The 14,821-nt window shown below is 70.0% G+C and carries 13 protein-coding genes; 8 read left to right on the top strand and 5 right to left on the bottom strand.

What is annotated here, in order from left to right:
• Positions 1-182 precede the first annotated feature (182 nt).
• Both ACQ7HM_RS03290 and ACQ7HM_RS03285 read left to right on the top strand, forming a co-directional pair.
• Complete coding sequence (locus tag ACQ7HM_RS03290) at positions 183-2,126, top strand: dynamin family protein (protein WP_434214798.1); 1,944 nt, start codon at positions 183-185, stop codon at positions 2,124-2,126.
• A complete protein-coding gene (locus ACQ7HM_RS03285; protein ID WP_434214797.1) occupies positions 2,123-3,592 on the top strand; it encodes a dynamin family protein in 1,470 nt (489 codons plus the stop codon). Before ACQ7HM_RS03290 ends, ACQ7HM_RS03285 begins: the two co-directional genes overlap by 4 nt.
• Positions 3,593-3,596: 4 nt before the next feature.
• On the opposite strand, the gene ACQ7HM_RS03280 is transcribed toward ACQ7HM_RS03285, so the two are convergent.
• Positions 3,597-4,241 carry a hypothetical protein gene (locus ACQ7HM_RS03280; RefSeq protein WP_434214796.1) on the bottom strand — a complete coding sequence of 215 codons (645 nt, stop codon included), beginning with the start codon at positions 4,239-4,241 and terminating at the stop codon, positions 3,597-3,599.
• Between the two features lie 128 nt (positions 4,242-4,369).
• Here ACQ7HM_RS03280 and ACQ7HM_RS03275 point away from each other — a divergent pair, with 128 nt between their 5' ends.
• Positions 4,370-5,467, top strand: a complete 1,098-nt coding sequence (locus ACQ7HM_RS03275; RefSeq protein WP_434214795.1) for a hypothetical protein — start codon at positions 4,370-4,372, stop codon at positions 5,465-5,467.
• Positions 5,468-5,474: 7 nt separating this feature from the next.
• Here ACQ7HM_RS03275 and ACQ7HM_RS03270 read toward each other — a convergent pair whose 3' ends face one another.
• Positions 5,475-6,644: an FAD-binding oxidoreductase gene (locus ACQ7HM_RS03270; RefSeq protein WP_434214794.1), complete on the bottom strand. Its 1,170-nt coding sequence runs from the start codon at positions 6,642-6,644 to the stop codon at positions 5,475-5,477.
• Positions 6,645-6,732: 88 nt separating this feature from the next.
• On the opposite strand from ACQ7HM_RS03270, the gene ACQ7HM_RS03265 reads away from it, so the two are divergent.
• On the top strand, positions 6,733-7,944 hold the full coding sequence (locus ACQ7HM_RS03265; RefSeq protein WP_434214793.1) for an amidohydrolase family protein: 1,212 nt from the start codon (positions 6,733-6,735) through the stop codon (positions 7,942-7,944).
• A 71-nt stretch (positions 7,945-8,015) separates the two neighbouring features.
• Complete coding sequence (locus ACQ7HM_RS03260; protein WP_434214792.1) at positions 8,016-9,431, top strand: LLM class flavin-dependent oxidoreductase; 1,416 nt, start codon at positions 8,016-8,018, stop codon at positions 9,429-9,431.
• A 97-nt stretch (positions 9,432-9,528) separates the two neighbouring features.
• On the opposite strand, the gene ACQ7HM_RS03255 is transcribed toward ACQ7HM_RS03260, so the two are convergent.
• Together ACQ7HM_RS03255 and ACQ7HM_RS03250 are read right to left on the bottom strand one after the other, a co-directional pair.
• A complete protein-coding gene (locus ACQ7HM_RS03255; RefSeq protein WP_434214791.1) occupies positions 9,529-10,278 on the bottom strand; it encodes a MerR family transcriptional regulator in 750 nt (249 codons plus the stop codon).
• A 141-nt stretch (positions 10,279-10,419) separates the two neighbouring features.
• Positions 10,420-10,836 carry a DUF732 domain-containing protein gene (locus tag ACQ7HM_RS03250; RefSeq protein WP_434214790.1) on the bottom strand — a complete coding sequence of 139 codons (417 nt, stop codon included), beginning with the start codon at positions 10,834-10,836 and terminating at the stop codon, positions 10,420-10,422.
• A 155-nt stretch (positions 10,837-10,991) separates the two neighbouring features.
• Here ACQ7HM_RS03250 and ACQ7HM_RS03245 point away from each other — a divergent pair, with 155 nt between their 5' ends.
• Positions 10,992-11,633, top strand: a complete 642-nt coding sequence (locus ACQ7HM_RS03245; RefSeq protein WP_434214789.1) for an MBL fold metallo-hydrolase — start codon at positions 10,992-10,994, stop codon at positions 11,631-11,633.
• Positions 11,634-11,733: 100 nt separating this feature from the next.
• Here the strand turns inward: ACQ7HM_RS03245 and ACQ7HM_RS03240 are convergent, their stop codons facing one another.
• Positions 11,734-12,447 (bottom strand): hypothetical protein, encoded by a 714-nt coding sequence (locus ACQ7HM_RS03240; protein WP_434214788.1) that lies wholly within the window; start codon positions 12,445-12,447, stop codon positions 11,734-11,736.
• 136 nt (positions 12,448-12,583) lie between these two features.
• Here ACQ7HM_RS03240 and ACQ7HM_RS03235 point away from each other — a divergent pair, with 136 nt between their 5' ends.
• Both ACQ7HM_RS03235 and ACQ7HM_RS03230 read left to right on the top strand, forming a co-directional pair.
• Positions 12,584-13,195 carry a DinB family protein gene (locus tag ACQ7HM_RS03235; protein WP_434214787.1) on the top strand — a complete coding sequence of 204 codons (612 nt, stop codon included), beginning with the start codon at positions 12,584-12,586 and terminating at the stop codon, positions 13,193-13,195.
• Between the two features lie 81 nt (positions 13,196-13,276).
• On the top strand, positions 13,277-14,743 hold the full coding sequence (locus ACQ7HM_RS03230) for an MFS transporter (RefSeq protein ID WP_434214786.1): 1,467 nt from the start codon (positions 13,277-13,279) through the stop codon (positions 14,741-14,743).
• The last annotated feature ends 78 nt before the right edge of the window (positions 14,744-14,821 follow it).

Genomic DNA, 14,821 nt, shown 5'->3' with positions numbered 1-14,821 from the left:
CGACGGTGGGTGGTTGCCCCGAACTGCCGCCCACGACCGTGTGACAGCGTCGGCCCCGTACGCTTGCGTGCGGGGCCGATGCGGTTCGTGGGCCCGGACACATCACAAACGCCCAGATCAGACAGGCCATCGCGCGGTCGGCGCCGCCGGTGGACGCGACAGGTTGAGGTCGTCGACTCCCCATGCACGTCATCCCGACCGGATCCGACGGATCAGCGGCGCAGCAGGATGCGTCGGGGTCGCAGCTCGGTGACCTCCTCGGGCAGATGGCCCAGATCGCGGTCGGTGTCGACCGCCACGACCTCGCCGATCGCCTCGCCGGTGCCCGGACCCGTGTCACCGACCCCCGCCTGCGGATCGTCGTCGTCGGACCGCTGAAACAGGGCAAGAGCCAGTTCGTGAACTCGCTGCTCGGCGTCGACGTCTGCTCGGTGGGCGACGACGAGACCACCGCCGTGCCCACGCTGGTGTCGTACGCCGCGCAGCCGTCGGCACAGCTCGTCCTCGACAGCGGGACCGACGAACCGATCCGGGTGCCCGTCCCCCTCGAGGACATCCACGCGGTGACGCCGCGCAGCCCGCTGGCCGGTGGCCGCACCGTCGTACGCCTCGAGATCGCCGCGCCGAGCGCACTGCTCGCCGACGGCCTCGTCCTCGTCGACACCCCGGGCGTCGGTGGCCACGGCAACCCCCACGCCGCGTCCACACTCGGCCTCATCCCGACCGCCGACGCGGTGTTCGTCCTCTCCGACGCCAGCCAGGAGTTCACCGAACCCGAGGTCGCCTTCCTGCGGCAGGTCACCGCGCTGTGCCCGACGGTGGCGTGCCTGATCAGCAAGACCGACCTCTACCCGCACTGGCGGGCCGTCGTCGAGGCCGACCGTGCGCACCTCGACCGCGAGGGCATCGACGTGCCGCTGCTGCCGATCTCGTCGGTGCTGCGGTCACATGCGTTGCGCCGCAACGACGATGCGCTCAACGCGGAATCGGGTTTCGCGGCGCTCTACACGTACCTGCGGGAGCGCGTCGTCGCGCACGCCGACACGATGACCCGGGCCTCGGTCGCCTCGGATCTGCGGTCGGTGTCCGAGCACCTGGCGCTCACGCTCGGCAGCGAACTCGCCGCGCTCCGTGATCCCGAGACCGCGGCCGCCGCGGTCGCCGGCCTGCAGCGCGCCCAGTCGGTCGCGGCGCAGATGCAGACCACCTCGGCGCTCTGGCAGCAGACCCTCGCCGACGGCATCGGCGACCTCGCGTCCGACATCGACCACGATCTGCGTGACCGGCTGCGTGCGGTGACCCGCGAGGCCGAGAAGGCCGTCGAGGAGGGCGATCCCGGCAAGGACTGGCCGCAGCTGAGCGACTGGCTCGCCGACCAGATCGGACTCGCGGTCGGCGACAACTTCGTGTGGGCGCAGCAGCGGACGGTGTGGCTTGCCCAACGCGTCGCCGACCACTTCGCCGCCGCCGGCGAGGTCGTGTTGCCCGACCTCGACATCTCCGACCTCGACGGCGTCTTCGACACCGTCACCGAACTGTCCGATCTGGAGTCGGGCCGGATCGGCATCGGCCAGAAGATGCTCATCGGCATGCGCGGGTCGTACGGCGGTGTGCTCATGTTCGGTCTGCTGACCACCGTCGTCGGGCTCACCCTCATCAACCCCATCTCGGTCGGTGCCGGAGTCCTGTTGGGCACCAAGGCCTATCGCGACGAGAAGGAGGGGCGCATTGAGGGTCGGCGGGCCAAGGCGCGTCAGGCCATCGGCAAGTTCACCGACGACGTCAGCTTCCAGGTCGGCAAGGAGTCACGCGACCGACTGCGCCACACCCAGCGCGCGCTGCGCGACCACTTCACCGCGGTCGCCGACCAGACCGCGCGATCGGTGAACGACTCGCTGCGGTCGGCCCAGGAGGCGGCCTCGGCGCAGAGCGCGCAGCGGACCACGCGGATGGCCGAACTCGAGGCTCAGCTGCACGCCGTCGGAGCGCTGCGCACCGTGGCCGACCAGCTCGAACCCGCGCCCGGCGCGATCGCGGTCGAACAGCGTGAGCAGCGCGAACCGGTCGAGCAGGCGCAACCGGCACCCCCACCGACCCGATCGATCGCGCGGCACCGGAAGCAGTGAGCACCCTCGACCGGACGCGCGCGCTGATCGACGCCGCCCGCGCCGCCCACCACGACGACCCGTGGGTCGACCGGAGGCTCACCGAGTGCGCCGACCGGCTCGACGAGCCGCTGCGGTTGGCGCTCGCCGGGTCCCTGAAGGCCGGCAAGTCGACGCTGCTCAACGCCCTCGTCGGTCAGGACATCGCGCCGACCGACGCGACCGAGTGCACCCGCGTGGTCACCTGGTACCGCCGCGGCACCACCCCGACGGTCACCGCGACCTACGACGGCGATCAGCACGTCGAGATCCCTGTGCTGCGGCCCGCCGGGCGTCTGACCTTCGATTTCGGGTCGCTCACCGCCGATCGGGTCGACCGCCTCGACGTCGCCTGGCCCGCCCGCACCCTGCAGTCGACCACCATCATCGACACGCCGGGGACGGCGTCGCTGTCGCGGCGGGTGTCGAGACAGACCGTCGAGATGCTCACCCCCGACGACGGTGAGTCCGGCGCCGACGCCGTCGTGTACCTGCTCCGGTCACTCACCCACACCGACACGGCCATGCTCGGACGCATCGGGCAGGCCATCGGCCGGGAATCGGGTCCGCTGGGCGTGGTGGGTGTCGTGTCACGGGCCGACGAGATCGGTGCCGGCCGGATGGACGCGATGATGTCGGCGCGCGACGTCGCGGCCCGGTTCGCCGAGGAACTCGAACGCACCGGACTGTGCCAGGCCGTCGTGCCGGTCGCCGGACTGCTGGCGCTCGGCGCCCGCACCCTGCGCGAGGTGGAGTACCGCGCCCTGGTCACGCTCGCCGGCGTCGCACCCGACGACCTGGCCCTGGCAATGCTGTCGGCCGACCGCTTCTCCGCGTCCACCACCGACCTCCCCGTCGCGCCGCAGATCCGCGCCGAGCTGCTCGACCGGTTCGGCGTCTTCGGGGTCCGCATGGCGGTCACGCTGATCCGCCTGGGCAGCCCCGACAGCCCCACGCTGGCCGCCGAACTCGTCGAGCGCAGCGGGCTCGACGAACTCCGCAGAGTGATCGACGTGCAGTTCGGTCAGCGCACCGACCAACTCAAGAGCCACACCGCGCTGGTCACGCTCGGGCGCATCCTCGACGAGAGCGACGCGCCCGGCTCGGCGGCCCTCGCCGCCGACGTCCACCGGATGCTCGCCGACGTCCACGGCGTCACCGAGCTGCGGCTGCTCGGGCGGGTGCGCGCCGGTGCCATCCATCTGCCCGAGCACCACCTCGAGGAACTGTCCCGCGTCGTCGGTGGTGTCGGGATCGACCCGGTCGTGCGGTTCGGTCTCGATCCCGACGCAGGCACCGACGCGGTGCGTACCGCGGCGCTCGACGCGATACGGACGTGGCGGGCGCGCGCCGCGCACCCGCTGCTCGACCGGCCGACCGCGTTGGCGTGTGGGGTCGCCGCGCGCAGCGCCGAGGGAGTGCTCGCCGACCTGCCGGCAGACGCCTGACCGCTCAGCGCTTCGGTGCGGCCTTGAGCCAGCGGGTGACGTCACCGGTGAACACCAGTCCGGTCGCGACCGCCGCGAGCGCGGCCACCACGAACGGCAGGACCGTCACGGCGGGGTTGAGCACGTCCCGAGCGGGTGACAGCACGGTCCAGAACGCGATCGACCCCACGACGGTGACGACACCCATCGTGGTCAGCGTCCCGCGGCCGCCGATCACGCGGTCGCGCAGACGGATGGCCCCGTAGATCACCAGGAGCAGCACGATCACGCAGACACCGCCGGCGGCGACCATCGCGATGTCGACGGTGTTGGCGATCTCACGCGGTGCCGTGGTCGGGTTGTCCGACGCCAGGGATCGGCGCAGTTCGGAGCGCGCGGGGCCCTGGTCGAGGGCCACGAGGGCGGCGGTGACGGCCAGTGCGACGAGCGTGACCACCCACACCACGACGGCGATGTCGATCACGCGCGGACGGCGGTCGTCGACGGGGGTGCGCATCGGCGTGACGGAGACCTGCGGTCGTCGGGGGCGGGCCGCGTCGGCCGCGTCGGATCCCGGGCCCCGGGATCCAGCCCTGGTCGCCGGGCGGACGACGGGTCGGCGGTCGTCCGGGGACGTCGGGTTGTCGGGCTCATCACGGACGTCGGACATCACCCGAGCGTAACGACGCCCCTGATGTGCCGGGGTCACGACACGGTCCCGCGATAGGGTCTGCCCAGGAAAGCACCGTCGGCGCAGAACCGACGGCAGATCACCGACGAGAACGAGGTACCCCGGTCATGGCTCAGGTGTTGGGAGTCTCGGTCACCGATCTCCAGATCGCCTCGGTGGTCATGGAGGTCTCCACCGGCAACGTGTTGGCCCGCAACGTCGTCGATCTCGCCGACGACGCACCCGAGTCGGTGTTCGACGCGATCTCGCAGCTCGTCGAGACCGCACCGTTCGAGGTGGAGTCGATCACCGTCGCCTGCGCGCGTCGCAGCATGCAGGTCGCGCTGCACAACACGATCACCGGCGGCACCGCGGGCGCCCCGGACTGGTACGGCCGCACCACCATCACCGACACGCCGTTCGCCTTCGCCAACGTCGCTGCGGCACAGTCGGATCAGCGTGGCGTGGTGGTCGTCATCGACCTCGCCGAGAACGCGATCCCGTTCAACGAACTGTCGATCGCGGCGGTCGACACCGAATCGTCCAGCGTGGTCGGGGCCGTGCAACTGCCCGCCGGCGGCGAGCGGGAACCGGTGACCGAACCGACCGGTGCGGCCACCGTCGCCGCGGCGTTCGACCTGTTGCCGTCCACCGACGCCGGTCGGCGCGGGGTGTTCGTCGTGGGCCCGGGCGCGTCGCTCACCGGTGTCGGCCCGGCGCTGGAGTACGAGACGCAGCTGCCGGTCCAGATCGCCGACGAACCGACGTTCTCCGCCGCGCACGGTGCCGCCCTGCACGGACGCTCCCGAGGCGGCGGTGCCGCCGGCCGCAACCGGTGGCTGATCCTCGGTGCGGCCGCGGCGGCCGCCGCGGTGCTGGCGGCTGTTGTGGTGGCCGTCGTACTGCTCTCCGGGGGCGACGACTCACCCACACCGGCCGTCGTGAGCGAGACGGTCAGCGCGCCGACCACCACCTCGTCGACGCCGAGCACCACCTCGCGTCGGCCCTCGACGACCACGACGACCGCCGAGGCACCCGTCGAGCAGGTACCCGAGACCACCGAGCAGGCGCCACCGCCGCGCGACACCGTCACCGTCACCCAGCCCCCGCGGACCATCACCCGCACCACGACACCGCCGCCGACCACGACCACCACGACGTCGTCGTCGAGTTCGGTCCCTTCGGAGCCGAAGCCGTCGGGCGTCGCCGACCCCTCGGCCAAGTAGGGCGAGCTCAGATCGGGTCGTGATCGATCATGCGTCCGGGCACCCCGGCGATGATCAGGGTGCGTCGCGTGTTCTCGATCATGGGCGCCGAGCCGGCGATCACGACCTGGGTGTCGGGGGCCGCGCCCGCGCCGATCGCGGCACCGACCTCGGATCCGACGACGTCGTCGAGACGGCCGATGCGGTGGCGGATGTGCAGCGCGTCGGCGTCGACGGAGCGGGTCAGCCACCACGGGTTGGTGTCCTCCTCCGACACCACCGTCACCGACAGCCACGGGTTGGTGCCCGCCAGACGCGCGAGATTCGGCGCCTCGTACAGCTCTCCGGGGTAGCGGGTGCCGTAGAAGAGCCGCGCCGGCCGGGTGTCGGCGCGGCGGGCCATCTGCAGGAGCAGCGCCCGGATCGGCGCGATGCCGGTGCCGCCGGCGACCAGGATCGACTCGCGCGTCGGGTCGATGGTCAGCGTCCCGTGGCTCTGGGCGAGCCGCCACACGTCGCCGACCGCGGTCTCGCCCACGATCGCGGAGCTGACCGTCCCGCCGGGGATCGCCCGGATGTGGAACTCGAGTTCGCCCTGCGGGTTCGGCGGGATCGACGGCGACAGGTTGCGCCACACCCGCGGCCACTGGGGGATCGACACCTCGAGGTACTGGCCCGCAGCGTGCGGCAGCGGGTGGTCGGCGACGAGTCGCACCACCGCCAGGTCGCGGGACATGCGGAACTTCTCGACCACCCGCGCGTTCCAGGTGGCCGGCCCCGGTGCGGTCTGCGCCGCCCCGCGCATCACGCCGGTCGTGAGCATCAGCGCCTGGGTGGTGATGGTGGCAAGCTCGTGGTCGTAGTCGTCGCCCATCGTCGCCGAGATCTCGGCGAGCATGGCGTTGCAGAACACGTCGTAGTCGGCCGGCGCGACGCCGTACTTGCGGTGGTCGCGGCCCAGCTGGGCCAGCAGGGCGACGAGGTCCTCGTGCGAGGCGGTGTCGGGGAACACCTCGAGTACGTGGTCGAGCACGCCGAACAGGGCCGCCCGCTGGTGGGCCATGGTCGCGGGGAAGAGGTCGCGCAGGGCCGGTCGGATGGTGAACAGGCGGGTGTAGAAGTCGGCGACGAAGCGGTCGGGCTCGGCCTCGATCCGCTCACGCACCAGCGCCAGTCCCCGGCGCGTGTGACCACCCATCGCCGAACTCGCCCTTCGTCGTCTCCCGCTGCCGAACTCGCCGCGCCCACCTCGTGTGGGGCCGCCACCACGTTAGTACAGTCACATCATGGAACCATCCGACGGCGAGCTCGAACGCGCGGGCGACGTCTCGGAACCCTTTGCGTCGGTGGACGATAACGCGTCGGTGACATCCGGGCACGGTGCACTCGCCGGTGTGGTCGAGGGCATCGTCGACGCCCACATGCACCAGTGGGACCCGCTCACCACCCCGCGGGAGACCACCCGCACGGCTCGGGTCTACCGATTCGCGCCGGCCGTCGGTGATCGCCTCTTCCGCCTGGCGACCCAGTCCGACCGCGAGATGGCGCTCACCCCGCGCTTCCTGCTGCGGCCGTATCTGCCCGAGCACTACCGACGCGACGTCGCCGACGTGGCGGCCACCGCCGGAGCGCCGATCTCCTCCGCGGTGCACATCGAGGCGTCGTGGCACGGGTCCGATCCGATGGCGCCCGCAGGGGAGACCCGTTGGATCGACGCGCTGCCGTTCGGCGTCGCAGGAGCGCCCACCCTCGCGGCCATTGTCGGACATGCCCAACCCCGTGACTCCCACCTCGGGGCGCTGTTGTCGATGCATGAGCGCTCGGCGCAGCGCACGCCGTTCCGCGGCATCCGCACGATGGCGTCGCATCACCCCGACCCGAAGGTGCGCGACTGGACCGACACCCCTCATCTGCTCGCCTCGCGGGATTTCCTCCACGGGTTCGCGCGGGTCGCCGAGCGCGGACTGTCCTTCGAGGCCTGGGTCTACTCGCATCAGCTGCACGACGTCGCGGTGCTCGCGCGGGAGTACCCGGACACGACGATCGTGCTCGACCACTACGCCACCCCGGTCGGTGTGTTCGGCCCGATGGGTGCCCGCACCGGCCACACCGCCGCCGCCCGTGCCGACATCCTCGCCCGGTGGCGCGACGGGATGGCCGAGGTCGCCGCCTGCGGAAACGTCGTCGCCAAGCACTCCGGCGTCGCGTTCTCGTTCCTCGGGTACGGCCACCAGGCGTCGGGCAACATCGGCAGCCAGGCGACCCTGACCGACATGATGGGGCCGCTCATCGCCCACACGACCGATCTCTTCGGCCCCGACCGTCTGATGTTCGGGTCGAACTTCCCCATCGACAAACCCAACGCGAGTGTCGCCACCATCGTCGGCACCCTCCTCGACGTGCTGGCCCCTCGCGGACCGGAACTGCTGCGCAAGGTGTTCCGCGACAACGCCGTTCGGGTCTACCGACTCGACGAGGAACCCTCCGGCCCACGCTGAGCGCAACCATGGCGTGCGCCGCCCGGTGTCGCGACGATGGTCCGAGAACTGTCTATCGAGGAGCCATCTGCGTGTCGCGTCCCATCCGTTTCAACGCCTTCGACATGAACTGTGTCGCCCACCAGTCACCCGGGCTCTGGCGCCACCCCGACGACCGGTCGACGGACTACACCACCCTCGACTACTGGGTGGAGCTGGCGAAGCTCCTCGAGACCGGTGGGTTCGACGGGCTGTTCATCGCCGACGTGCTGGGTACCTACGACGTCTACGCGGGCACCGACGAGGCGGCGATCCGCCATGGTGCGCAGACGCCGGTGAACGACCCCTTGCTGCTGGTATCGGCGATGGCGTACGCGACCGAGCACCTCGGGTTCGGCATCACGACCGGTACCGGGTTCGAACATCCCGTGCCGTTCGCCCGGCGGATGTCGACCCTCGACCACCTGACGAAGGGGCGGATCGGCTGGAACGTCGTCACCGGCTATCTGCCGTCGGCGGCGCGCAACATGGGCGAGACCGACCAGCTCGCCCACGACGCCCGCTACGACCACGCCGACGAGTACCTCGAGGTGCTCTACAAACTGTGGGAGGGCTCGTGGGAACGCGACGCCGTGCGTCGCGACCGGGAGGCCGGCGTGTTCGCCGACCCTGCGAAGGTCCACCACATCGGCCATCGTGGCGAGCACTTCTCGGTCCCCGGCATCCACGTCTCCGAGCCGTCGCCGCAGGGTTCGCCGGTCATCTACCAGGCCGGTGCCTCGCCTCGCGGACTCGCCTTCGCCGCCGGCAACGCCGAAGCCATCTTCGTCGCCGCACCCACCAAACCACTGCTCCGCGAGACGGTCTCGAGGGTCCGGGCCGCACTCGTCGACGCCGGACGCGAGCCGTACGACGCCCGCGTCTACACGCTGCTGACGATCATCACCGACGCCACCGAGGAGGCCGCGCAGGCCAAGGCGGCCGAGTACCGCAGCTACGCCAGCGCCGAGGGGTCCCTGGTGTTCATGTCGGGCTGGATGGGCATCGACCTGTCGGGTTACGACCTCGACGAGCCGATCGGCAACGTCGAGTCGAACGCGATCCAGTCGGCGGTCGCGTCGTTCCAGCAGGCGTCGGACACCGGGGAGGAATGGACCGTGCGCGACATCGCGGCCTGGGGTGGCATCGGCGGGATGGGTCCCGTGCTCGTCGGGTCGGGCGAGAGCGTCGCCGATCAGCTGCAGAGTTGGGTCGACGAGACCGATGTCGACGGCTTCAACCTCGCCTACGCGGTCACACCGGGCACCTTTCGTGACGTCATCGATCACGTCGTCCCGGCGCTCGAGCGCCGCGGCGCCTACGAGCGCGACTACACCCCGGGAACGTTGCGACACAAGCTGTTCGGGGAGGGTGACCGCCTGCCCGACCGCCACCGTGGTGCGACCTATCGCGTCGGGGGCGTGAACTCCACCATCGACGACTCGGCGCGTGCGGGACTCGGCGTCTGACACGGGCGGCGTACACAGATGTCACCGATGACCCTCGACGCGGGGAACATCCACGCGCCGAGGACCATCGGTGTCATCTGTGTCGTACCAACACTTCTCAGCGACGCGACTCGGTCGCCCGACGGATGAAATCGATCTGTTCCGGGGTCGGTCCACCGAAGTCGCGCTGGATCTCCTCGGTGTTCTCCTCCTGCATGCGGTACATCCCGTCCCGGAGACCGGGATCGCCGCCGTGGAACTGTTCGAGCAGTCCCATCCACTCGGCCGCCATCGCGCCGGCCTGCTCGGACGTGGGGTCCATCCCCGCGGCGATCGCGGCGTCGACCTCGGCGATCAGCGACGGCCATCGGTTCTCGACCGCGCGGATCCGGTCCTCTCCCAGCTCTTCCCGACGAACGGCGAGCGCCGCCAACTGGTCGGGGTCGAAGTAGTCCTCCACTCGTGCATCCACTGTCATCACCTTCCTGATGAGATCGAGGAGGTCGGTGTCGGTGGGTCGGTGCGAGCGACGCACCGTCGCGAGGACGGTCGTCACGTGGGTCTGTAGCCGCTGCATCGCCGCCAATTGCGCGTCGACGTGCTCCGCATGCGCGACGAGCATCGCCTCGAGTGAGGTCTCACCGGTGATGGCACCGCTGATCTGTTCCAACGACAACCCGAGTTGTCGCAGGGCCAGGATCTCGTAGAGACGCGTCACGTCGTCGCCGGCGTAGAGCCGGTATCCGGCACCACTGCGACGCGACGGACTCAGCAGCCCGATCTCGTCGTAGTGGTGCAGGGTCCGCACCGTGAGACCGGTCAGCTCCGCCAGTTGTCCGACGCGATAGAGCTTCTCGGGCTCACCCATTCGACACTGCTCCTCTCGCGGCCACCGGGTGTGGCCGACGAGAGGAGACGCTAGAGCCGCACGCTACGTGAGGGTCAAGCGCCGATTCTCGTCGAGACGAACGCAGGGTCGGGTGCCGCGACGGCCGCGCGAGGGGGTCGATCAGCCGATCAGTTTGCCGGCCTCGGTGGCGCAGTAGAGCGGGACCGCGGTGCGGACGAAGTTGAGCGCCTTGTCGGCGTCGTCGTCGTACTTGTCCTTCACGCTGTCGGCGGTCTCGGTGGCGCTCTTGCCGCCCTTGAGGTCCTCGCACACGTCCTTGGCCTCGCTGACCATGTCGTCGTCGCTGCCGAACTTCAGGTTCGCGACACCGAGTGCGGCGACGAACCCGGCGTCGCGGGTGTTGGATGCGGCGTTCCCCGCCGAGTCGGCGGCCTTGGAGGCGGCGCTGCCGATGTCGTCGGCGGCATTGTTGGCTGCGCTGGTCGCCGAGTCGGCGGCGCTGCCGGTGTCGGAGTCCGAACATCCGGCGAGAACCAGTGCGCTCGCGGCGATCGCGGCGAAGATCAGCTTCTTCATGTGTGCCCCACATCTGTTTCGCCGGCGGATCTCGACGGCGGCCATCAGTATCGCCCAGCGGTGCGGCGGCCTCGGTGAATGCGACAAACCCGTTACCCGGAAGGGCCCTGTGTAGGTTCGTGATCAGCGATCACCGTCGAGCCGAGGAGGCTGTCATGAAGCTGACCAAACACACCCACGCCTGTGTGGTCGTCGAGTCGGGATCGGCGACGATTCTCGTCGATCCCGGTGCGTTCGGTTCGGAATCGGCCGATCTGCTCGCGAGCGCCGACGCCGTGCTGATCACCCACGAGCACTTCGACCACCTCGACGTCGAGAAGATCGGTGCCGCCCTGACCGCGCGCCCGGATCTGCCGCTCTACGGTCCGCCGTCGATCTCCGGCCTCATCGAGGGTCACGCCGACCGCATCACCACCGTCACCGCGGGCGACGCGTTCTCGGTCGGTGACATCGACGTCACCGTGCACGGCGAGCGTCACGCAGTGATCCACGCGGACATCCCGGTCGTGGACAACGTGGGCTATCTCTTCGGAGGGCGCATCTTCCACCCCGGCGACTCCTACGAGGTCCCCGAGGCCGAGGTCGAGGTGCTGCTGGTCCCGATCAGCGGACCGTGGATGAAGATCGGCGAGGCTGCCGACTTCATCCGCGCGGTGGCTCCGCGCCGGTCCATCGCGATCCACGAGATGCTGCTGTCGGACGTCGGCAAGAGCCTCGCCGACAACTTCCTCGGCACCGACGGTCTCGTCGACGTGACGTTGGAACAACCGACACCGGGCACGGTCATGGAGATCTGACCGTCGCGTCGTTCACGCGTCGCCGGTCGACTCCCGCGACATCGATCGCTGTCGCGGGAGTCGATCCATCGCGCGGGAGTCGGTGATCGGGTGAGTGCGCTCAGTTCAGGATGTTGATCGCGCGGGCGAGCACCATCGCCACGGTGGCCAGCGCGATCACCGATTGGATCATCATCGCCAGCTTCGCCCAGCGACTCAACGGCATGGTGTCGGTGGGGCTGAAGGCGGTCGCGTTCGTGAACGACACGTAGAGGTAGTCGGCGAATCGTGGCTCCCAGTCGGGATCGGACACGTCGGGTGTCGTCATCTGGGGGAACAGGAAGTCGGGATATTGCCGGGTGCCGGCGGCGCGGGTGGCCGGCCCGCCGCGGTCGAGATCCCAGTACCAGAGCCCGAAGATGATGATGTTCGTCAGATACACCGCGCCGCCGGTGGCGAGAAGTGCCGCAGCGGAGACCTTGTGGTCGCCGGAGATGATGTCGGTGACCAGCCGGACGGCCGCGTAGGCGTTGGCGAGGCTGGCGACGGCGATCAGCGTCAGGCTGGCCGATCGCAGGGGTGTCGACACCCGGTCGATCCGCAGCGGGTTCGCGATGACCAACATCGCCAGCAGGGCCACCTCGATCCCCGGGAGCAGATAGCGCGAGGACAGGTTCAGTCGTTGCGGCAGAGCGAGTTGCAGGGCGATCACCGCGACGATGGCCAGCGCGGCAGCCCACCGGGGTTCACCGTCGGTGATGCGGCGCCAGGCGGGCAGTGCCTCGGTCTCCAGGCGCCGGCCGAGGTGATGGTCTCCGGTGTCGCGATCGGTCATGTCGGCGATTGTGCGCCCCGGGGCCCGCGACGGGGATGTGGTGTCGGCCGAGTCCGGGGCGGTTGATGCACCCGATCTCGACTCCTGTGTCGGTTGAGGACCGTAACTGTCCGCAATAGCTGTGAGGCTGTCGCTCATGACCACCACCGAGATGCAGGGAGCCACCATGACCACCGACTCGACCGCCACTTCTCACAACGTCACCGACGAGCGTGACGAACTGCTCGCCGAGTTGGCGCAGGCACGAGCCCTCCTCATCGGCACCGTCGACGGACTCACCGACGAGCAGTTGGGCCTGCGGCCGACGGCGAGCGCGCTCTGCCTCGGCGGACTGATCAAGCACGTCGCCTCGACGGAGGCCGCGTGGATGCGGTTCGTCACCGAGGGCACCTCCGGGATGGAATTGGTGCTCCCCGAGGGCGTGAGCTGGGACGATCTGATGTCGGGCACGGCGCACACGTACCCGCAGTGGGCGATCGACCGTCAGAACGAGTTTCAGATGCTGCCGGGGGACTCGCGCGAGGCCGTCCTCGCCGAGTACGCGGCCGTGGCGGCCCACACCGAGCAGGTCGTCGCATCGGCCGGCGATCTGTCCCGGTCGACCCCTCTGCCCGAGGCCCCGTGGAACACCCCCGGTGCGTCGTGGAGCGTCCGCCGCGTGCTGATCCACCTGGTGTCGGAGACCGCGCAGCACACCGGCCACGCCGAGATCATCCGCGAGAGCATCGACGGCCGCACCACGATGTGACCGGCCGGTCTCCCGTCCACTGAAACTTCAGTGCAGAAGTGGTCGGGAAGACCAGAACGGACATCGGTGTTGCACGACACCATGACCTCCCGACCCGCACCCACCGAGGATTACGAGCCGGACCCGCGTCGGTGGACCGCCCTGACGGTCTGCCTCGCGGTCGGCTTCATGACCCTGCTCGACGTGTCGATCGTCAACGTGGCGCTCCCGTCGATCGAGAAGGGGATCGGCGCGTCGTCGGCCGATCTGTCCTGGGTGGTGTCGGGCTACGCACTCGCCTTCGGACTGTTCCTGGTGCCGGCCGGTCGCATCGGCGATGCGCGTGGTCGCAAGACCACGTTCATCGTCGGCCTGATCCTGTTCGTCGTCGCCTCTGCGGCGTGTGGGTTGGCGACCGGTCCGCTCACCCTGGTCATCGCCCGCCTGGTCCAGGGCCTCGCCGGCGGCATCCTCAGCCCTCAGGTGTCGGGCCTGATCCAACAGCTGTTTCGCGGTGCCGAACGGGCCAAGGCCTTCGGTCTGTTCGCCGCGACCATCGGCATCTCGACCGCCGTCGGCCCGCTGCTCGGCGGGGTGCTGATCGAACTCGGCGGCGTCGAGCACGGGTGGCGCTACGTGTTCATGGTGAACGTCCCGATCGGCGCGGTGGCACTCGTCGCCGCGATCAAGCTCCTGCCCTCGCGTGACGCCGACTCCCTGCAGCCGCTGCGCGCATCGTCGTTCGATCCGGTCGGTGTCGTGCTGTTGGGCCTCGGTGTGCTCGCGGTGATGCTGCCCCTGGTGCAGGAGCAGCAGTGGAAGGGGTCGGCGAAGTGGTTGCTGTTCATCCCGGCCGCGCTGCTGTTGATCGCGTTCGTGCTGTGGGAGCGGCGTCAGGGCGCCCGTGGCCACCAGCAGCTCGTCGACCTCTCGCTGTTCTCGATGCGTTCGTACACACTCGGCTGCGTCATCGGCACCGTCTACTTCGCCGGTTTCACCACGATCTTCTTCGTCTACACGCTGTATGTACAGCAGGGACTGGGCTATTCGGCGTTGCAGGCCGGTCTCGCGGTGACGCCGTTCGCGATCGGTTCGGCGGTGTCGGCGCGCGTGGGAGGGTCGATCGTCGGCCGATTCGGGCGCAGCCTCGTCGCCGTCGGGTTGGCGATGGTGCTCGTCGGAATGGTCGGTGCGGTCGTCGCCTCGGTGCTCGTCCCCGGGTCCGGTGTCGGCTGGGCGGCAGCCTTCCCGCTGCTGATCGCCGGTGTCGGTTCGGGATTCGTGATCTCACCGAACGTCACGCTCACCCTCGACGACGTGCCGGTGACGCGCGCCGGCATCGCCGGTGGCGTGCTGCAGACCGGTCAGCGCATCGGGTCGGCCGCGGGTATCGCGCTCGTCGGCGCGGTGTTCTTCGCCCAGATCACCGACTCCCGAGGTGATTTCGCCCCGGCCTTCCAGGTCGGGCTGTCGGTGGCCTCGGCCCTCGTCGGCGTCGGGCTGATCATCGCCGTCGTCGATGCCGTCACGGCGGCGCGCACGTCCGAGAAGACCGCGGCCTCGGTCTGACCCGGGCCGACGACCCGATTGCAGCCCGAGGGCGGCGGGTTCGCAGCGCGGCGCTCGTCGACAACGGCTGGTCGACAA

The sequence above is a fragment of the Williamsia sp. MIQD14 genome (assembly GCF_051025635.1).
In the GTDB taxonomy this organism is placed as follows: Bacteria; Actinomycetota; Actinomycetes; order Mycobacteriales; family Mycobacteriaceae; genus Williamsia_A.
This window is presented reverse-complemented; position numbering and strand designations above follow the sequence as displayed.